The sequence below is a fragment of the Herminiimonas sp. Marseille-P9896 genome (assembly GCF_903993245.1).
Classification (GTDB): domain Bacteria; phylum Pseudomonadota; class Gammaproteobacteria; order Burkholderiales; family Burkholderiaceae_D; genus Oxalicibacterium; species Oxalicibacterium contaminans.
Genome location: NZ_CAJEVT010000002.1, coordinates 914,547 through 932,516, shown reverse-complemented (window position 1 = coordinate 932,516; position 17,970 = coordinate 914,547). Strand labels below are relative to the sequence as shown.

At 55.1% G+C, this 17,970-nt stretch carries 21 protein-coding genes; 6 read left to right on the top strand and 15 right to left on the bottom strand.

Going from position 1 to position 17,970, the window contains the following annotated elements; translation table 11 throughout:
* Nucleotides 1-15: 15 nt before the first annotated feature.
* From ccmI to napE, 14 genes are read right to left on the bottom strand one after another with little or no spacing between them, the layout of a single operon-like run.
* Nucleotides 16-1,272, bottom strand: coding sequence for a c-type cytochrome biogenesis protein CcmI (gene ccmI, locus H7U06_RS09860; protein ID WP_175625941.1), 1,257 nt, complete (start codon nucleotides 1,270-1,272; stop codon nucleotides 16-18).
* A 10-nt stretch (nucleotides 1,273-1,282) separates the two neighbouring features.
* Nucleotides 1,283-1,726: a cytochrome c-type biogenesis protein gene (locus H7U06_RS09855; protein WP_175625940.1), complete on the bottom strand. Its 444-nt coding sequence runs from the start codon at nucleotides 1,724-1,726 to the stop codon at nucleotides 1,283-1,285.
* The gene (locus H7U06_RS09850) at nucleotides 1,723-2,244 is read right to left on the bottom strand and encodes a DsbE family thiol:disulfide interchange protein (RefSeq protein ID WP_254873215.1); all 522 of its coding nucleotides are present in this window, start codon (nucleotides 2,242-2,244) and stop codon (nucleotides 1,723-1,725) included. The genes H7U06_RS09855 and H7U06_RS09850 overlap by 4 nt, the downstream gene beginning before the upstream one ends.
* Nucleotides 2,241-4,238 (bottom strand): heme lyase CcmF/NrfE family subunit, encoded by a 1,998-nt coding sequence (locus tag H7U06_RS09845; RefSeq protein WP_175625938.1) that lies wholly within the window; start codon nucleotides 4,236-4,238, stop codon nucleotides 2,241-2,243. Before H7U06_RS09845 ends, H7U06_RS09850 begins: the two co-directional genes overlap by 4 nt.
* On the bottom strand, nucleotides 4,235-4,681 hold the full coding sequence (ccmE, locus tag H7U06_RS09840) for a cytochrome c maturation protein CcmE (RefSeq protein ID WP_175625937.1): 447 nt from the start codon (nucleotides 4,679-4,681) through the stop codon (nucleotides 4,235-4,237). Before ccmE ends, H7U06_RS09845 begins: the two co-directional genes overlap by 4 nt.
* On the bottom strand, nucleotides 4,678-4,803 hold the full coding sequence (ccmD, locus tag H7U06_RS09835; RefSeq protein WP_254873214.1) for a heme exporter protein CcmD: 126 nt from the start codon (nucleotides 4,801-4,803) through the stop codon (nucleotides 4,678-4,680). Before ccmD ends, ccmE begins: the two co-directional genes overlap by 4 nt.
* Nucleotides 4,803-5,555, bottom strand: a complete 753-nt coding sequence (ccmC, locus tag H7U06_RS09830) for a heme ABC transporter permease CcmC (protein ID WP_175625935.1) — start codon at nucleotides 5,553-5,555, stop codon at nucleotides 4,803-4,805. Before ccmC ends, ccmD begins: the two co-directional genes overlap by 1 nt.
* A 4-nt stretch (nucleotides 5,556-5,559) precedes the next feature.
* On the bottom strand, nucleotides 5,560-6,216 hold the full coding sequence (gene ccmB / locus H7U06_RS09825) for a heme exporter protein CcmB (RefSeq protein ID WP_175625934.1): 657 nt from the start codon (nucleotides 6,214-6,216) through the stop codon (nucleotides 5,560-5,562).
* Nucleotides 6,210-6,860, bottom strand: a complete 651-nt coding sequence (gene ccmA, locus H7U06_RS09820) for a cytochrome c biogenesis heme-transporting ATPase CcmA (protein ID WP_254873202.1) — start codon at nucleotides 6,858-6,860, stop codon at nucleotides 6,210-6,212. Before ccmA ends, ccmB begins: the two co-directional genes overlap by 7 nt.
* Nucleotides 6,861-6,876: 16 nt before the next feature.
* Nucleotides 6,877-7,521 (bottom strand): NapC/NirT family cytochrome c, encoded by a 645-nt coding sequence (locus H7U06_RS09815; protein WP_303049237.1) that lies wholly within the window; start codon nucleotides 7,519-7,521, stop codon nucleotides 6,877-6,879.
* Between the two features lie 21 nt (nucleotides 7,522-7,542).
* Entirely contained in the window at nucleotides 7,543-8,025 is a 483-nt protein-coding gene (locus tag H7U06_RS09810; protein WP_175625932.1) for a nitrate reductase cytochrome c-type subunit, read from the bottom strand.
* A 17-nt stretch (nucleotides 8,026-8,042) separates the two neighbouring features.
* A complete protein-coding gene (gene napA / locus H7U06_RS09805) occupies nucleotides 8,043-10,535 on the bottom strand; it encodes a periplasmic nitrate reductase subunit alpha (protein WP_175625931.1) in 2,493 nt (830 codons plus the stop codon).
* Nucleotides 10,516-10,803 (bottom strand): chaperone NapD, encoded by a 288-nt coding sequence (locus H7U06_RS09800; protein WP_175625930.1) that lies wholly within the window; start codon nucleotides 10,801-10,803, stop codon nucleotides 10,516-10,518. Before H7U06_RS09800 ends, napA begins: the two co-directional genes overlap by 20 nt.
* Nucleotides 10,804-10,846: 43 nt before the next feature.
* Entirely contained in the window at nucleotides 10,847-11,026 is a 180-nt protein-coding gene (gene napE, locus H7U06_RS09795; protein WP_175625929.1) for a periplasmic nitrate reductase, NapE protein, read from the bottom strand.
* Nucleotides 11,027-11,425: 399 nt separating this feature from the next.
* On the opposite strand from napE, the gene H7U06_RS09790 reads away from it, so the two are divergent.
* Both H7U06_RS09790 and H7U06_RS09785 read left to right on the top strand, forming a co-directional pair.
* A complete protein-coding gene (locus H7U06_RS09790) occupies nucleotides 11,426-12,436 on the top strand; it encodes a hypothetical protein (protein WP_175625928.1) in 1,011 nt (336 codons plus the stop codon).
* 510 nt (nucleotides 12,437-12,946) lie between these two features.
* Entirely contained in the window at nucleotides 12,947-13,768 is an 822-nt protein-coding gene (locus tag H7U06_RS09785) for a hypothetical protein (protein WP_175625927.1), read from the top strand.
* A gap of 108 nt (nucleotides 13,769-13,876) precedes the next feature.
* On the opposite strand, the gene H7U06_RS09780 is transcribed toward H7U06_RS09785, so the two are convergent.
* On the bottom strand, nucleotides 13,877-14,161 hold the full coding sequence (locus tag H7U06_RS09780; protein ID WP_175625926.1) for a helix-turn-helix transcriptional regulator: 285 nt from the start codon (nucleotides 14,159-14,161) through the stop codon (nucleotides 13,877-13,879).
* A 392-nt stretch (nucleotides 14,162-14,553) separates the two neighbouring features.
* Here H7U06_RS09780 and H7U06_RS09775 point away from each other — a divergent pair, with 392 nt between their 5' ends.
* From H7U06_RS09775 to phnE, 4 genes are all read left to right on the top strand, one after another.
* Complete coding sequence (locus tag H7U06_RS09775) at nucleotides 14,554-15,423, top strand: putative selenate ABC transporter substrate-binding protein (protein ID WP_175625925.1); 870 nt, start codon at nucleotides 14,554-14,556, stop codon at nucleotides 15,421-15,423.
* A gap of 75 nt (nucleotides 15,424-15,498) precedes the next feature.
* Nucleotides 15,499-16,320 carry a phosphonate ABC transporter ATP-binding protein gene (locus H7U06_RS09770; RefSeq protein WP_175625924.1) on the top strand — a complete coding sequence of 274 codons (822 nt, stop codon included), beginning with the start codon at nucleotides 15,499-15,501 and terminating at the stop codon, nucleotides 16,318-16,320.
* Between the two features lie 14 nt (nucleotides 16,321-16,334).
* Nucleotides 16,335-17,174 carry an ABC transporter permease gene (locus tag H7U06_RS09765; protein WP_175625923.1) on the top strand — a complete coding sequence of 280 codons (840 nt, stop codon included), beginning with the start codon at nucleotides 16,335-16,337 and terminating at the stop codon, nucleotides 17,172-17,174.
* Nucleotides 17,171-17,968, top strand: a complete 798-nt coding sequence (phnE, locus tag H7U06_RS09760; RefSeq protein WP_175625922.1) for a phosphonate ABC transporter, permease protein PhnE — start codon at nucleotides 17,171-17,173, stop codon at nucleotides 17,966-17,968. Before H7U06_RS09765 ends, phnE begins: the two co-directional genes overlap by 4 nt.
* The last annotated feature ends 2 nt before the right edge of the window (nucleotides 17,969-17,970 follow it).

The following is a 17,970-nucleotide window of genomic DNA, read 5'->3' as shown; positions in this document are numbered from 1 at the left end:
TTAGTCAAACTATCGTTAGGGCTCAATCGCCCCTATCAGCAAGGTGAGTCCGCTACTGCCACGACGTACAGTTTGCACGATGCTGACAGGCTGCCCCGGTTGCCGTTGAGCCGTCCCTGAGCGGCTGATACGGGCTTCTATCATCAGTTCGTCGAAACGCGACAGCGGCATATCAGGCGTCATCGCATTCGTATCATCCAGTTTGAACTGCGCAGGTAGTTGTGCTGCAGTCAGGCGCAGTACTGCCACTGGCATGCGACCGGTTTCGGCTGCACGCGCCACGATGAATACGGTATCGCCTGGTTCAACTCTGTCCTGTAACGCAGGATCCAGCCTTACGGTACCGGTCAGGCCTGCTACAGCGTTGGCTTCGGCTGGTGGCTGGTCTTGCTTGCCGGGCTCCAGACGCGCGAGATCGTTTTGCACACGCAAAGCCATGTCGGAATCAGGTTCCAGTAATTTCAACAAGCGCTGCCAATATTGCCGCGCGCCGGCGAGGTCACCTTCACGCAAGGCTGCGGTACCGGCGAGTGCCAGTGCCTTGGGTTGCTCGGCATCCAGTTGCAACGCAGAGTTGAGTGCGGCTTGCACCGGCTTATCCAATGCACCGCCGCGCGCGGACGCCATCGCGTCGGCCATGTCGGCATATAGACGCGCTTGCAATGCTGGTGGCGTTTTCTGCTGCACCGCCAGTTCCAGCGCGCGCTGATAGGCAGCGGTAGCTGCCGGAAAATCTTCCAGTACCTCACGTGAACGGGCGAGCACGATCCAGCCTTCGAGATTATCCGGCGTCTCGCGCAAGCGTTCTTCCAGTCGTCGCACCATGTCTTCTACATCGGCACCAGTATTGGCGTGGATATCCGGCGTCCCCATGGCTACCGTGGCCGCAGCACGCGGATCACCGACCTGCAGATACAGTACAAACGCAACAGCGGGTAGCAGCACACTCAGGAATGCCGCTGGCATGCGTTTACGCCATACGCCTTCCTTTGCTAGCTGGACAGGGGCAGGGATGCCGTCCAGGTCTTCCAGCAGGCGTCGCTCCAGTTCAAGGACAGCTTGTGCATAGTCATCATCTGTCAAGGACTTGCGCTGGTGTTCGCGCTCCAGTTCCGCGAGCTGGGTGCGGTAGATCTGGCGCAAGCGTTCACCAGCATCCGGATTGCCAGTAACTGTCTCATTGGACTCGCGTAATAAAGGCCACAGCAAGCCACCCAGGGTCAGCAGCAATAGCGCAAGTGCGCTTGCCCATAAGGGCCACAATGCATTCATGCTGGGATCCTCATGATATTGAATCCTCATTCAATAGACGACGTGCCTGCGCGCGCTGCTCGTCAGTCAATGGCCTTGCATGCGGCTCACGGCTGCGGCGACGCAGTACGCGGAATAGCAGTACCAATCCGCACAGGCCAAACAGGAAAGGTGCTCCCCAGAGCAACCAGGTGGCAGGACGAAATGGTGGAAGGTAGTGCACGAAGCTGCCATAACGCTGTTCAAAGAAATCGATGACTTGTTGATCCGTACGGCCATTTTCCAATTGCTTGCGTATCTCATTGCGCATGTCGGCTGCCAGTGGCGCATTGGATTCGGCCACAGTCTGGTTCTGGCACACTACGCAACGCAATTGCGACGCCAAGCGTGCTTCGCGTGCATCGAGTTCGGCCTGGTCGACTGCATATAGTGGCGTCGCCAGCAGCAGGCTTAGGAGCAAAGTCAGCGTTCTCATTGCAAGGACCTCACCAATGGCAGCAATTTTTCGCGCCATACTTCCGCCGTGACTGGGCCCACATGGCGATAACGTATGCGTCCGGCAGCATCGATCACAAAGGTCTCAGGCACACCTTGCACGCCATAGTCCATACCAACGCGGCCTTTGCTGTCGACCGCTGATCCGAGGTAAGGATTGCCGACTTGTTGCAATAGCATGCGTGCTTGCTCGGTATCGTCCTTGTAATTCAAACCGTACAGCGGAACCTGGTCGCGACTCGCCAGCACTTTCAGTGCGGGTAATTCTTCACGGCAGGGACCGCACCATGAAGCCCATACATTGAGCAGCCAGACCTGGCCTTGCAATTTGCTGGAGTCAAACTGGCGCTGTGCTTCATTCAATAACGGCAGCTCTATCATTGGAGCCGGCCTATCCAGCAAGGCCGAGGGCAGTGCGCGCGGATCACGTTGGAGACCGAGGCCGAGTACTGCCGCCAGGATGAGGAATGCGACGAGGGGGAGGATGTAGCGCATCAGGCGATTCCTCCGGCTTTGAGCGGCGCGGTGGCGGTAGCCTGGTTTGCGCGACGCGCTGCGTAGATACGATAGCGACGATCAGCCAGCGCCAGGAAACCACCGAGCGCCATCAGCAGGCAACCACCCCAGATCCAGTTCATGAAAGGCTTGACCTGGATGCGCAGGGTCCAGGTTTTTTCATTCACTGCATCACCCAATGCGACGAACAGATCGCGCGTCAGCCCGCTATCGATGGCAGCCTGGCTGAGTGGCATATTTTGCGCACGATACAGCCGCTTCTCTGGCTGCAACACGCCGACCAGTTTGCCATCGCGCTGTACGCTGATGGACGCACGTTGCGCGTCATAGTTGGGACCTGCAACCAATTCCAGTTTGTCGAAGCGGAAGTCGTAGCCGCCAACGCTGACATCCTGATGCATGGACAGGCTCAACTCGCGCTTTACTTCAAAGCTGGTCGCCAGCGTCGCGCCAAAGACGAATATGCCTATACCCAAATGCGCGGCCAACATGCCCCACCAGCTAAGCGGTTGCCGCGAGACGCGCTGTGCATTGCCGCCATTGCCCCTCAAGCGCTGCCACGCATGCGCCAGCGTGCTGCAGACACACCAGGTTGCCAGCAATAATCCGAAAGCCGACATCGGTGTCCAGCCACTCGCACTGACCGGTAACAGCAAGCCCAGCAATAAGGCGCTGATGCCACTGGCGACCAATGCCCAGCGTAGCTGTCGTTTCAGGTCGGGCAGGGTGCTGCGTTTCCAGCGCGCGAGCGGGCCTACGCCCATCAGCATCAGCGCCGGTACCATCAACGGAACAAAAATAGCGTCAAAGTAGGGTGGGCCGACTGAGATCTTGTCACTGCCGAGCACATCCAGCAGCAATGGATAAAGTGTGCCAGTCAGTACCGCCAATGCTGCAGCAGTGAACAACACGTTATTGACCAGCAGCAGTGATTCACGTGAGAGGACAGAGAACCAGCCGCCTAATCCGATACGGGGCGCACGCCAGGCGAACAGCAACAGCGAAGTACCCACCACAAAAACCATGAAGCAGAGGATGTAGAGCCCGCGGCCAGGATCGACGGCGAAGGCATGCACCGAAGTCAGCACGCCGGAACGAACCAGGAAGGTACCCAGCAAGCTCAGCGAGAAAGCAGTGATCGCAAGCATCACTGTCCAGCTGCGGAAAGCACCACGCTGGTCGGTGACAATCAGTGAATGGATGAGGGCAGTACCAACCAGCCAGGGCATGAAGGACGCATTCTCCACCGGATCCCAAAACCACCAGCCGCCCCAGCCCAGCAGGTAGTACGCCCAGCCGCTACCCAGCAGGATGCCGAGCGTGAGAAAGCTCCACGCCGCCAGTGTCCACGGACGTGACCAGCGCGCCCATGCAGCATTGAGTTCACCCGACAGCAGCGCCGCAATCGCAAATGCAAAGGCGACCGAGAAGCCTACATAGCCCATGTAAAGCAGCGGCGGATGCACCACCATGCCGGGATCTTGCAGCAGCGGATTGAGGTCACGTCCCTGGATCGCGACCGGAATCAGGCGTTCGAACGGATTGGACAATAGCAGCAGGAAAAGCAGTAGTCCGACACTGAGTACAGCCATGACACCAAGCACACGCGCGGCATATGCTTGCGGCAATTGATGACTGCGTAAGGCCACCGCCAGCGTCCAGGCTGAAAGCAAGCCCTGCCACAGCAACATCGATCCTTCATGACCACCCCATACCGCAGTGAAGCGGTAGATGGCAGGCAAGTCGGTATGTGAATTGGACGCGACATACAGGACAGAGAAATCATTCGTCAGAAAAGCATGCGCCAGGATGGCCAGTGCCAGCCAGACCAGCAGGCACTGCAGTGCAGCGGCAGGACGCGCCACGCGCATCCATGAATTGATGCCCCAGTGTGCGCCAGCCAGCGGCAGGATGGCCTGCACCACGGCGACCAGTAGTGCCAGTATCAGTGCGAATAGACCGGCTTCCGGCATCATTTCAGGTTCACTCCCTTGGCATCATGTGCTTGCTTCAGGGCCGCGGCGGCTTCCGGCGGCATGTAGTTTTCGTCGTGCTTGGCCAGTACTTCGGTTGCTGTGAATGCAGTGCCATCATGCATCTGACCGGCGACCACCACGCCTTTACCTTCACGGAACAAATCGGGCAGCAAACCGCGATAGCTGACTGGAATACTGTAAGCACCATCGGTCACTACGAAATGCACATCCAGACCGTCAGCACCACGCCGCAAGGAACCGGTTTCGACCAGGCCACCCAATCTGAAACTGGTCTGGCGCGGCGCTTCACCAGCCTGTATTTGACTCGGGCTATAAAAAAACATCACATTGCTATTCAAGGCATTCAGCACCAGTGCAATCGTGATCGATACCGCAGCGAGCCCGAGTGCAATGAAAGCAAGGCGTCGTTTGCGTGGCGTCATACTTGCTCGCCTTGCTGCAACTTGCGGGCACGACGGCAACGGCGACGCAATAAAATGATTTCAAGCAGCAGTAACACTGCGCCGACACCGTAGGCTAGGGACAGGTAGAAAGTATGGTTCATCACGTTCTCTCCAGTGCAGCACGCTCAGTGATCAGGCAACGTACCCGCGCCAGTGCAACGGCTATGCTGTAGGCCCAGCAGGCTACGGCCATCAGCAACATGCCAGCCAGCATTGCTTGAGTCATGCTGGGTGCGGCATCAAACCGTATGGTTGCTCCCTGATGCAGCGTACTCCACCACTGCACCGAGAAATAGATAATGGGGACGTTGACCACACCTGCTAACAGCACAATCGCGCCGGCATTATCGGCTCGGCGTGGATCCTCGATCGCAGATACCAATCCGAGGTAACCCAGGTAAAGGAATAGCAAAATCAGTTCGGAGGTGAGGCGTGCATCCCACACCCACCATGCACCCCAGGTCGGCTTGCCCCAGGCTGCACCGGTCCATAGTGCAATCACGGTGAACAGCGCACCGGTCGGTGCCAATGCACGCGCCATTAACGGTGACAGGCGTGTACCGAATACCAGGCCGATGCCCGCATGCATGGCAGCGAGCAAGTACAGAAACATCGACATCCACGCTGCAGGCACGTGCAGGAAAATGATGCGGTAGACCTCACCTTGTTGATGATCCGTTGGCGCAACAAAGAAGCCTATCCATAAACCAGCTACGGAGGTGATCACGGCGATGGCGATAAACCAGGGAATGAGCTTGCCAGCAAATGGATAAAAGATGCGGGGCGAGGCCAGGCTGCGCCAGTTACGCGCGATATGTGGTGCAGTGGTAGGGGAGGCAGGTGAAATATTCATTTCATCATTCCAGTGCCAGGCGCAAGGCCGCAGCGGTGGCCCATGGACAAAGAAAAGCCGCCAGCGACAGGCAGGCACCGAGTAGATTCAAAGCAGGCCCGGCAGGTAAACCTTGCTGACTGGCGGACACTGCCGAGCAGGCAAACACTAGCGGCGGAATACTCATAGGCAGCACGATCAAGGCCTGCAAGACCTGGCCGCGCATGCCCAGTGTGAGCGCCGCACCGAGTGCGCCAAGCAAGGCCAGGGTCGGCGTGCCGAGCAACAGGGTGATGAGCAAACAAAGTGTCGCTTCGTTGGAAAGCCCGTATTGCAAAGCCAGCAACGGCGCCACCAGGATCAGCGGCAAACAGGCAATCAGCCAATGTGCGGCTATCTTGGTTGCGACCAGACCGATCAGCGTACGCGGAACCAGTAGCCATTGCTCGAGGCTGCCGTCTGCCAGATCGTGTTCGAACAAGCGATGGAGGGAAATCAGCACGGCCAGCAGCGCTGCGACCCAGACGACACCAGGACCGATCACGCGCAATAAGGCAGCGTCCGGGCCTATGGCCAGCGGGAACAGACTGCCGACGAGAATGAAAAACAAAAGGCCGCTGAGCGCATCCGAAGGACGTCGCACTGCCAGTAGCAGTTCGCGCGTGAAAACAGGAATCAGCATGCAGCGTAAGTGTCCTCATGGAGTGTGGGATTCAAGGCTAAGGCATCGAGATCAACACGTTGCAATGCCTGTGCTGGCACTGCCAGTGCACGGTGTGTGGCGATTACGGCCATGCCACCGGCTGCCAGGTGTTGTGACAAGTGTGTATCGAACATGGCAACGCCGGCACTATCGAGTGCTGCGCAGGGTTCATCCAGCAACCAGAGCGCGCGTTGACTGAGCCAGACGCGTGCCAGCGCCAGGCGTCGGCGTTGTCCTTGCGACAGATAACGTACCGGCTGTTCGGCTAGGGTGTCCAGGTTCCATGCTTGCAGTGCAGCTGCGACTTCTGTGCCACCGCCCAGTTGCTGCGAGAAGCACAGGTTTTCTGTTGCGCTGAGTTCTGCGCTCAAGCCATTTTGATGTCCGAGGTAAGCCATGCGAGCCGCATGTCCGGCATCACCTGGCTTCAGTGCTTGTTCTCCCCACGATAGTTGACCGCTGGCGAGCGGTGCCAGGCCTGCCAGCACACGCAACAGGCTGGTCTTGCCGCTGCCATTGGCACCGTGCAGTTCCAGCACCTGGCCAGGACTGACCGTAAAGCTCATATTCTTCAGCACGGTACGGCCGCCGCGGCGGCAGTGCAGGCTATGTGCAGACAGCATATTTTCCCCATACGAATTACGAAGCATGGTCACCTTTAGGAACTTGCTGACCTGGGGAGTCGGTAGGCCCTTCACCGGGCGGTATGTGCGGCAAATGATGGGCAATACCCTTGTGGCAATCAATACAGGTTTTTTCCTTATTGGCCAGGTAGGTCGAATGCATGGCTTGCGCCCGCAGACTTTGCCGCGTGAAGTCCATCGAGTCGTAGTTATGGCAGTTGCGGCACTCAAGCGAATCGTTGGCCTTCATGCGCGCCCATTCGTGTTGCGCCAGCTCCAGTCGCTTGTCCTGGAATTTTTCCCTGGTATTGATGGTGCCAAAGATCTTGCCCCAGACTTCTTTGGAGGCCTGCATCTTGCGCGCTATTTTGTCGGTCCAGTTATGCGGCACATGGCAGTCTGAACACACGGCGCGCACACCGGAACGGTTGGTGTAGTGAATGGTGGTCTTCAGTTCAGCGAATACGTTGTCGCGCATCTCATGACAGCCGGTGCAGAACTTTTCGGTATTGGTCAGCTCCATCGCAGTATTGAAAGCACCCCAGAAGATGATGCCGCCGATAAAGCCACCGATGGTCAGGAAACCCAGGCTGAAATGAACACTGGGACGGCGTATTACCGTCCAGTAACGTTGCACAAGTCGCATGAGAGAATTCAGCATGGTTGGCGTCTCCGGTCAGCCTTATTTCTTCGACGTTTTCAGCGATTTCTGGATCACGGTATCTATGTCCTCAAAGGTATTCGGCACTATCGGCTTCACTGGATCCTGTGGCACATGACATTGCAGGCAGAAATAACGCCGTGTCGAAATCTGCCCCAGCATGCGGCCGTCCCTATCCATATAGTGGGTAATACTGACCGGAATCGCTTGCGACATTTCGATCTTGGCGCGGGCGTGGCAATCCAGGCATTTATTAAAGTTTTTATCCACCTGATAACCGTCGACGCGATGTGGAATGGTCGGTGGTTGCATCGCGTAGTTGCGTGTGCGACGCAGGTCATCGTTGACGGCATTACCCAGTACTGGTGGCTTGGGTTCATCCGGAATTGCAGTCGGGCCGCGTGCTGCATCGATGAAGGGCTTGACCGGCTTGGCCTGCTGCGCCTGGGCAAACACAGGCACCAGGCAAAGCAGCAGGGTGATGGTGCGGAGTAGGGCTCTCATAACCGTGGCTCCTCGTCTCAGACCTTGGTGATCTTGACCGCGCACTTCTTGAAGTCAGTCTGCAGCGAGATCGGATCAGTGGCATCCAGCGTGACCTTGTTGATCAGCTGACTGGCGTCGAACCATGGCACAAAAACCAGGCCCATCGGTGGCTTGTTGCGGCCGCGTGTTTCGACCCGGGTACGCATCGTGCCGCGGCGTGAAGTGATTGCGACTTCGGTGCCGCGTCGTACACCTAGTGCTTTGGCGTCGTCCGGATGCATATAGCACAGCGCATTCGGCACCGCGCGATGCAACTCCGGCACACGTCGCGTCATGGAACCGGAATGCCAGTGCTCGAGTACCCGGCCAGTAGATAGCCAGAATGGATATTCCTTGTCTGGTGATTCGGCTGGAGGTTCATAGGGCAGGGCAAAGATAATGGCCTTGCCATCGGGATTGCCATAGAACTGGAAGCCGGTACCTGCTTTCACATACGGGTCGGAGCCCTCACGGTAGCGCCAGCGTGTTTCCTTGCCGTTAACAACCGGCCAGCGTATGCCGCGTGCCTTGTGGTAATCGTCAAATGGTGCGAGATCATGTCCGTGGCCGCGACCGAAGGCTGCGTATTCTTCGAACAGGCCTTTTTGCACATAGAAACCAAAGGCCTTGGCTTCGTCGTTCGGGTATTCCTTCGCGGTTTCCGTTATAGGGAATTTATCCACGTTACCGTTTTTGTACAGCACTTCGAATAGGGTCTTGCCGCGCAGCTCCGGCTTCTTCGCGATCAGCTCTTCCGGCCAGACTTCTTCTACCTTGAAGCGTTTGGAAAACTCCATCAATTGCCACAGATCGGAACGCGCTTCACCAGGTGCGGTCACCAGCTGATGCCAGAACTGCGTGCGTCGTTCGGCATTACCGTAAGCGCCTTCCTTTTCCACCCACATTGCGGTTGGCAGCACCAGATCGGCCGCGATACCGGTGACGGTTGGATAGGCGTCAGAAACTACGATGAAGTTTTCCGGATTGCGATAACCGGCATAGCCTTCCTGCATGATGTTGGCACCAGCCTGCATATTGTTGTTCACCATCACCCAATAGCAGTTGAGTTTGCCGTCCTTGAGCATGCGGTTTTGCAGCACCGCATGGTAGCCAGGCTTGTCGGGTATGGTGCCGGGCGGTATGCGCCAGATTTCTTCGGCCGTGGCACGATGCTTGGGATTGGTGACCACCATATCGGCTGGCAAGCGGTGCGAGAAGGTACCGACCTCGCGTGCCGTGCCGCAGGCGGATGGTTGACCCGTCAGCGAGAACGGGCTGTTGCCCGGGGTGGATATCTTGCCGGTCAACAGATGAATGTTGTAAATCATATTGTTGGCCCAGGTACCACGCGTATGCTGGTTGAAGCCCATGGTCCAGAACGACATCACCTTGGTTTTCGGATCGGCATACAGCTCGGCCAGTGCCAGCAAACGATTCTTCGGTACCCCGGTCAGTTTGGCGGTGTAATCAAGATCGTAAGTCGAGACGAACTTGGCGTATTCTTCAAAGGTATAAGGTTGCGCACCATTCGGATCATCGGCGTGCTTCGCTGCTTTTTGCAACGGATGCTCAGGCCGCAGGCCGTAGCCGATATCAGGATTGCCGATCTTGAAAATTGCGTGCTTCTGGACGAACTCCTGATTCACCTTGCCGGTGGAAATAATATGATGCGCGATGTAATTGAGGATCGCGAGATCGGTCTGCGGTGTGAAAGTCAGCTCAATGTCGGCCAGCTCGTAGGAGCGCTGTTCAAACGTAGACAGCAGCACTACCTTGACGTCAGGGCCGCTCAGGCGGCGGTCGGTGACACGTGTCCACAACACAGGATGCATCTCCGCCATATTCGAGCCCCACAGCACGAACACGGTCGCTGCTTCGATATCGTCGTAGCAGCCCATAGGCTCATCCATCCCGAAGGTACGCATGAAACCGGTAACGGCAGAGGCCATGCAATGGCGCGCATTGGGATCTATATTATTGGTACGGAATCCGGCCTTCATCAACTTGGAGGCGGCATAACCTTCCCATACCGTCCACTGGCCGGAGCCGAACATCCCCACTGCAGTTGGTCCTTTGGCTTTGAGTGTCTTTTTGAACTGAACTGCCATCTCGTCGAAGGCACGATCCCAGGAGATCGGCTGGAACTCGCCATCCTTGGCGTACTGCCCATTCTTCATGCGCAGCATAGGCGTAGTCAGCCGGTCAGCGCCGTACATGATCTTGGAAAGGAAATAACCCTTCACGCAATTCAGTCCGCGATTCACTTCCGCCTCGACGTCCCCTTGAGTCGCAACGACGCGGTTATCCTTCACCGCCACGCTCACGCCACAGCCGGTGCCGCAGAACCGGCAAGGAGCTTTGGACCAGGTCAGCTTGGAGGCATCAGCATAAGCGTTGCCGCTCTGCGCGTTGACGATAGGAATACCGGCAACCGTACCCGCCGCAACGGCGGCAGATTGCCTCATAAAGTCACGTCGTGTAATCGGCATGATGCATCTCCGTGTTTAATGATTCCAGGGATTCGATATGTTGATAGACCATGGCGACATTAATCACGCCGTCGCTGCGCTGGAGGATTGCGATCTGATCCAGGATCTCTGCCGAACTCAAGGCTTCAAGCGTGACAACCAGCTTGCCATTGGCTTGTGAGCCGTGGATACGCGCCTCGGGGAGGGTAGTAATGAGCGCGCTCACCGAAGCGACCGACGCTGGCATCGAATGGACAATCAGGCTAACAATATGCAATTCATCACTCATTGGCTGGTCCTGTTGGATTGGCTACTCGAGGGAACGCTAGAAACTAACTACCCGGCGGACCGGTCAGGATTTGGTAAAACCAGATTGCGAAGCCATAACTGGCAACGATCATTACTGCGAGGATGGGGGCGATGACAACTGAGAGGAATACAAAACTGCGCAATTCTTCCTTGCGACTGGAAGGGCTGGTGTCAGACGGTACCTTCGCAAAAGGATTCCACATTCTTGCGCTCCTAAATAAATAGGCTTACTTGTTTTGTGGTGTTTTGACGAATGTAATGCCTGATCTCAACACCCGTCAACCTAAAAAGTTAACTAATTGGATAAAGTACGGCACATGTGTAAACACAGTCGTTCGGCACTTGAATGACCGGTTGTGTGGGTACGGTCAAGTTTCGTTATGCTTTCCCGTTTTAAAATTCCCATAAATATGGGGCGGCATAAGCGCGTCATTATTGCGATAAAGCTGGCTGCTTAAAAATGACGTGAACAATTCAAAAAAATCAGGAGGAAGACAAGAATGACGATTACAGCTTGCTTGAAAAGTGGGAGCGTCCTGCTACTCGCTTTAACGCTTTCCGCGCCCTCATATGCCTTTAAGTTATCGACGGAAGGCACGGCGATGGAGCGCAAGCTCAGCAGGATGAATTCCGGTTTCTTCGATAAATTACTTAACAGTGCCGCGCTCAAAGGATTACCCCTGTTTACAGAAGCAGTCCACGAAGAGATTACCCAACGCATCTATGGCTGCGAAGGAGATACCGCATTTTGTCAGGATGCCGACCTCGGCATGGCCAGTCCATATGTCATAGCTGGCGTACGCTGGAACGACGATCCGCCTTTTCGCTTATTGCCAGATCAGGCCAAGAATTTGCCATGCAAGACCGATGAAACCGTACGTTTCATCACGCAACCAAAATGCTGGGCTGGTTTATTCTGGGATGCAGAGAAGAGGGCAAAGAGTGGTGTGGCGATGGATGGATCCAATGGTTACTCCCTATTACATCGCTCTCATTTTGGCGATCTGCAATTCCTGCATGCGATGGCATCCAAAGACGGTGAAACGCCTGAGGTAACGCGTCAAAAGATCCTTATGTGGGCAGAGTTCAGCTGGCGTATCGCCTTGCGGGAATATGGCCTGGATACACGTCTGCGCGACGTGAAAATTGAGGGTTTTGCCGAACACTTCGGCAGAACCGAATGGAACGTCCAGGATTTATTCACATTGGGTAATGTGGCATTACGCCGCAACATTGATGAAGTAGCCTTTGGCAGCTTGCTCCACGTCGTCGAAGACAGTTTCGCCGCCGGACATGTGGAAAGAGCCGAGCCTATCTATGGGAAGCAATGCAATGGAGCTATCGCCATGTTTAAACCCGGCTCAATCGCACAGTTCCATGCATACGGCAACCAGGACACCGCCTTGCATGGGCACGCAGATTCCGGCGACGCCCTGAATTACGCACGCGCTGCCAGCCAAGGCGGTGTGATCGAGGTTGGCAGGAACCTGGTCGCCATGCTGGACAAGAATCTGCCATGGGATACCGTCAAGCCTTATCTGGAGTGCGTATTTGAACTCAAGGATGGTGCGACACCAGCATCAGCAGGAAGCGCCTTTCAGAAGAACAACTGAAAAGCCGGAGCGTAGATAAGCCTGCAGCTAGCGGGCTTATCGTTGTAGGGCATATAGGCATGTGAACGTCTGAGTCCTCTGGCAAACGTTATTTGACATAATATAAATTATACGAAGTTAATCATATCCTCAACCACAACGACAGTCACCCCAAACCGTGGCGATAGCGTGCTTCCAAAGCACGTCCGGCAGCCTGTCCTTGCGCTGTAGATACCAGTTCATGGCATCTGCTTCGGGGCGACCCCCAATGAGATAAATAGGAGACATTATCCCGATTCTATGGATGGCTACGCACAGTAAAACAACGTTGTATGACTTGAGTGGATTTTTCTATAATGAGCATTGCTTACCTCGTTTAATTTTAAATTAATCAATAAAAACATGAATTTAGGAGTTCTAATTAATGTAAAACATCTGAATCTAAAATTGATGGCAATCATCTTCATCTTGTGCTTAACTGTGGTTAACTGCAATTTAGGCAACAATCATCCAACCTCACTGGAGACTGCCATGAATATCTGCAAAGCAATCGTTTTTGTAGCCTCATCCGTCTCCTGCATCAGCGCCCTAGCGCAAATCCAGGAAATCAAATCATCGAATAATCAGATCGGAATACAAGGCATTTCCAGCTATGTCGACTACACGGAAACCAACGACGGCCGCTTTGGCACCACGGTCGGAACCTTGAATACAGAAAAGGGCTGGGTGCCGGGCTTTGCGGTTTCTGCTTCTGTGATGAAGGATTGGTTGTTCGGGAATGACTATCTGCAGTTCCAGTACAGCCGGAATAAAGGGCATACCGACTATACCGGCTCACGCTTGACTGGTGGCGTGTTCGGCTCGGCCGTACAGGAGAATGATGCGACGCTGACTGACTACAGTCTGCGCTGGGGTAAAGGCTTTAGCGTAAACCAGAGCAGCATGTTCACTCCCTTCCTTGAATTCGGCCGTCATGAATGGAAACGTGGTGTCAATCAAGGTGAAACCTATACCAATAATTACTACGGTATCGGCGCCCTCGCCCAATATTCGCCTATGCCGCGCCTGGTCTTGAGCGCTAATGCTTTGATCGGCCGAACTTTCAGCTCCGACATTAGCGTGAACGGTCCGCTGGGCTTTTCTGGCGGATTGGGCAACTCCAACCTGTATAGAGCAGGCTTGTCAGCGGATTATGCGTTTACGCAGAGATTCAGGGGGAATGTGGGCATTAATTACTCCGCCTTTAAGTATGGAGCCAGCGCCAATTATCCGGTCGGCGGCACGGTTACCTGGGAACCGGATAGCCGGACCCGCTATACAACGATTAGTGCAGGTGTGGGTTACGCGTTCTAGTAAGCCAGATGTAAAAACGGTTGATTGCGCCCGCCAGTGCAATCAACCGTGTACAAGTGTTTCAACGGCAATGAAATGCCACGCATCCAGGCGACTCTTTACTACTCATTACTGAAATACCGCTTTACCTTGTTTACGGGTGAAGTAAGACCAAATCGATTTTTTGCCGGATTTTTTCGCCCGGTCTGTGCCGGCTGCCATTAATACTTCCAGCGGATTATCTAATTTCAACGCCACGGCAACCTTGAGACAGGTGTCTTCATCCATGATGCGTTGACCACTTTTGTATAAGCTGATCGCGCTGCGGGTGATCTTCAGTTTCTCGGCTAAGGCAGCATCATTTTTCAGGCCGTGCTTCTCCTGGACCTGGATCAAATATTTCACACTTTTCATATCAACACTCCTTGAAGTAGTTATGAAAATGATTTTGCATGATCGCTTTTGCAAAGTATTTAATGATCATACAGTTCTGGAATAATCGTCCGGAATTTTAAAGTGAAACAGCTGTTACACGTCCATTTCCGAGCGGGTAAATCAGCTGCAAACATCCCGGGAGAACGCTGCAAAGCAGCATAAAGCCTTGCTGTGCTGGCAGGGCCGTTGTTTGGGCGTAATTTAATCTTGCATTCGTCTACACTTGTAGGCACCATCAACAGCTGCAAATACATTAAAGATTAATCTCTGTTTGCTGTCGCACTTCCCCGTAGTTCCCGAGTTCGTAACACAGTTCGTTTCATAGACGTTGAAATCCCTATTCACGCCCTACTTTTACCATGAGGTGTTAAATGATCCGTCTGCCCAAACTTCCCATCCTGTTGGCTTCCCTACTCACCACGCTGATGCTGAGCACGACCAGTCTGGTACATGCTCAGCAAGTTTTACGCGTATCCGCCATCCCTGACGAAGCACCAACCGAGTTGCAGCGCAAGTTCAAACCTCTGGGTACATATCTGGAAAAAAAACTGGGCATGAAAGTCGAATTCACGCCTGTTACTGACTATGCTGCGTCGGTCGAAGGCTTGATTAACAATAAGCTTGACATGGTCTGGTTCGGCGGCTTTACCTTTGTACAGGCCAATGTACGTAGCGGCGGCAAAATCGTCCCGCTGGTGCAGCGCGAAGAGGATGAGAAATTCCGTTCCGTCTTCATTACCACCAATAAATCGATTAACAAGCTGGAAGACCTGAAGGGCAAGAACTTCAGTTTTGGCTCCGAATCCTCGACTTCCGGTCATTTGATGCCACGCTCCTTCCTGCTGGCAGCAAAGATTAATCCTGATACCGACATGAAGCGCGTGTCTTTTTCTGGTGCGCATGATGCGACCGTAGCGGCCGTTGCCGGTGGCAAGGTCGACGCCGGTGCATTGAATATCTCGGTATGGGAAAAACTGGTTTCCTCCGGCAAGGTGGATCCGCAAGTGGTACGCGTGTTCTACACCACGCCTGGTTACTACGATTACAACTGGAGCGTACGTTCCGACATGAATCCGGTCACGCAGAAGAAGCTGACCGATGCTTTCCTTGCTCTCAACAGTAATGACCCCGAGGGTAAGGAAATCCTTGAGTTGCAACGCGCAACGCGTTTTATTCCTACCAAGGCATCCAACTACACCGCCATTGAAGCCGCAGCGCGTAATGCCGGGTTGTTGAAATAAACTAGTCTTCAGCATCGCCTCCGGTCCGGGGGTGATGCTGTCCGATTTTCATTTGTATCTGTCTGATTGATCGGCATGACTATTCAACTGCACAATATTTCTGTCCACCACAGTGGCGCAGCCCGCTCTACGCTGGCCTTGCGTGAACTGAATCTATCCGTAGCCCAGGGCGAACAGCTCGCACTGATAGGCCCATCCGGCGCCGGAAAAACCAGCCTCTTGCATACGCTGGCTTGTGCGTTGACGCCTGTCTCCGGCAGCTTGAATATATTCGGCGGCGACCCGTGGCAACTATCCAGCAGTGAGCGCCATGCATTGCGCACACGTCTATTCCTCGCACCGCAAACACCACCTTTGCCGCCGCGCCAGCGCGTAGTCAACGCCGTGCTGGCGGGGTATCTGCCGCAGTGGAGTGTATGGCAGGCGATGCGCTCGCTGGTGCGGCCGATAACGCCTGAGATCGCTTATGAAGCATTGTCGCGATTTAACCTGCAGGATAAGCTGTATGCACGTGTCGACCGCTTGTCTGGTGGTGAGCGGCAGCGCTGTGGCATGGCTCGCGCACTGGTGTCGAAAGCGGAAGTATTTCTGGTAGACGAGCCTTTATCTGCGCTCGACCCGACATTGGCCCTGCAAACGCTGGCGGTACTACAGCAGGAAGCGAGCAAGCGTCATGCAACGCTGATTTGCAGCCTGCATCAGGTAGAACTGGCACGCGCCCATTTCACGCGCATCGTTGGTTTGCGTGACGGTCGCATCGTATTTGACGCGGCAAGGCAGGATGTCAGCGACACGATGATCGCAGCGCTGTATCGCAATAGCGAAAAGCCAGAGCTTCCTGAAGCAGATAGCACTGACGCAGTGCTCGTTCCTAATGCCGTGCCACCACGCTGCTGATGGAGCCAGTCCACATGAACCCGGCCACTTCCATCGCCATGCAACACCGAGATCCGGCCTGGCGCAATCGCGTCATGGGATTTGTGGTCGTGCTCGTTGTGCTATGGCCGATGCTGGTGTTTGCAGAGTTCAAACCTTGGATTCTATTTGACCAGCAAAGCCTGCAAGCGACGTGGAAGTTCCTGACGACTTTCTTCCCGCCAGCACACTCAGTTGAATTCCTGCAAATGGTCGCTGCTGCCACCTGGGAAACGGTAGCGATGGCAACGGCGGGCATGACGCTGGCCTTGGTAGGCGCGATTCCGATGACTTTGCTGGCTACCGAGCGCCTGTCGATTTCACGTCTGGGCACCGGACGCGTAGCACCGCTGGCCAAGATGTTTCGCCAATTGATCCGCTGGTTACTGGTGCTGCTGCGTAGCGTGCCAGAATTGGTATGGGCATTGCTGTTGGTCCGTATAGTCGGTCTGGGTCCGACCGCCGGTGTGGTCGCGATTGCGCTGACGTATTGCGGCATGCTGGGCAAAGTCTACGCCGACATCCTGGAGTCTTCCGACGCATCTGCCTCCGATACCTTGCTGCAAAACGGCAGCAGCCGCCTCGGCGCTTTCCTGTACGGCGCACTGCCCTCCTCTGCATCTGAACTGGTTTCGTACACGGTTTATCGCTGGGAATGTGCGATCCGCGGTTCGGTTGTGATGGGCTTTGTCGGCGCAGGTGGACTCGGCCAGCGCATGGATGAATCAATGAAGATGATGGCGGGCGATGAGTTGTGCACCATGCTGATCGTATTTGTCTTGCTGGTGGCGTGCGCCGATGGCGTATCGGCCATGTTGCGGCGGAGGCTGGAATGAACGCCCCGAATACGCTACCCAAGCCGCCGAAAACAGGCTGGTCGACCACGGCTTTATTGCTGGGCATAGTGTTGCTCATCATTGCCAGCTTCGTCTCTTTACCTTTGAAATGGCGGGATTTCTTTAGCCAGGATGCGGTACGTACCAGCATCGAATTCCTGCGCGGCTTCTCACCACCTGAGCTGGCTCCAACCTTCCTCGAAAAGATAGCGTATGCAACGCTGGAAACACTGGCGATGTCGGCGATAGGTACCTTGCTGGCAGCCTTCTTTGGCTTGCTGCTGAGCCTGCCTGCCAGTGGCCGCTTCGGCATGGGTGCACGGGTGTTGACGCGTGGTGTGCTGAATGTCCTGCGTTCGATACCGGAACTGGTATGGGCTGCCATCCTGCTAATAGCTGCCGGCCTTGGACCGTTTGCCGGCACGCTGGCACTTACCATTCATACGATAGGTGTGCTGGGTCGCCTGTTTGCAGATACGCTGGAGAACTGTCCGCCTTTGCCTGAAGCATCGCTGCGCATCAATGGTAGCCATCCGGTCGCGGCTTTCCTGTATGCGACGCTGCCGCAAAGCAGTCCGCAAATGATGTCTTATGTCTTATACCGCTGGGAAAACAATATCCGCGCTGCCGCCATACTAGGTGTGGTTGGTGCTGGCGGACTCGGACAAATGCTGAAGTACCATCTGTCGCTGTTTCAGATGCAGCAGGCGGCCAGTGTGATCATGGCGATGCTGATCCTGGTCTGTACTGTCGATGCCATCAGCTTCGGTCTCAGGCGCGTGATGACGCGCTGAAT

Coding starts and splice junctions, on each gene's coding strand:
- ccmI (WP_175625941.1), bottom strand. CDS start 1,272: ATGAATGCATTGTGGCCCTTATGGGCAAGCGCACTTGCGCTATTGCTG.
- H7U06_RS09855 (WP_175625940.1), bottom strand. CDS start 1,726: ATGAGAACGCTGACTTTGCTCCTAAGCCTGCTGCTGGCGACGCCACTA.
- H7U06_RS09845 (WP_175625938.1), bottom strand. CDS start 4,238: ATGATGCCGGAAGCCGGTCTATTCGCACTGATACTGGCACTACTGGTC.
- ccmE (WP_175625937.1), bottom strand. CDS start 4,681: ATGACGCCACGCAAACGACGCCTTGCTTTCATTGCACTCGGGCTCGCT.
- ccmD (WP_254873214.1), bottom strand. CDS start 4,803: ATGAACCATACTTTCTACCTGTCCCTAGCCTACGGTGTCGGCGCAGTG.
- ccmC (WP_175625935.1), bottom strand. CDS start 5,555: ATGAATATTTCACCTGCCTCCCCTACCACTGCACCACATATCGCGCGT.
- ccmB (WP_175625934.1), bottom strand. CDS start 6,216: ATGCTGATTCCTGTTTTCACGCGCGAACTGCTACTGGCAGTGCGACGT.
- ccmA (WP_254873202.1), bottom strand. CDS start 6,860: ATGCTGTCTGCACATAGCCTGCACTGCCGCCGCGGCGGCCGTACCGTG.
- H7U06_RS09815 (WP_303049237.1), bottom strand. CDS start 7,521: ATGCTGAATTCTCTCATGCGACTTGTGCAACGTTACTGGACGGTAATA.
- H7U06_RS09810 (WP_175625932.1), bottom strand. CDS start 8,025: ATGAGAGCCCTACTCCGCACCATCACCCTGCTGCTTTGCCTGGTGCCT.
- napA (WP_175625931.1), bottom strand. CDS start 10,535: ATGCCGATTACACGACGTGACTTTATGAGGCAATCTGCCGCCGTTGCG.
- H7U06_RS09800 (WP_175625930.1), bottom strand. CDS start 10,803: ATGAGTGATGAATTGCATATTGTTAGCCTGATTGTCCATTCGATGCCA.
- napE (WP_175625929.1), bottom strand. CDS start 11,026: ATGTGGAATCCTTTTGCGAAGGTACCGTCTGACACCAGCCCTTCCAGT.
- H7U06_RS09790 (WP_175625928.1), top strand. CDS start 11,426: ATGGAGCGCAAGCTCAGCAGGATGAATTCCGGTTTCTTCGATAAATTA.
- H7U06_RS09785 (WP_175625927.1), top strand. CDS start 12,947: ATGAATATCTGCAAAGCAATCGTTTTTGTAGCCTCATCCGTCTCCTGC.
- H7U06_RS09780 (WP_175625926.1), bottom strand. CDS start 14,161: ATGAAAAGTGTGAAATATTTGATCCAGGTCCAGGAGAAGCACGGCCTG.
- H7U06_RS09775 (WP_175625925.1), top strand. CDS start 14,554: ATGATCCGTCTGCCCAAACTTCCCATCCTGTTGGCTTCCCTACTCACC.
- H7U06_RS09770 (WP_175625924.1), top strand. CDS start 15,499: ATGACTATTCAACTGCACAATATTTCTGTCCACCACAGTGGCGCAGCC.
- H7U06_RS09765 (WP_175625923.1), top strand. CDS start 16,335: ATGAACCCGGCCACTTCCATCGCCATGCAACACCGAGATCCGGCCTGG.
- phnE (WP_175625922.1), top strand. CDS start 17,171: ATGAACGCCCCGAATACGCTACCCAAGCCGCCGAAAACAGGCTGGTCG.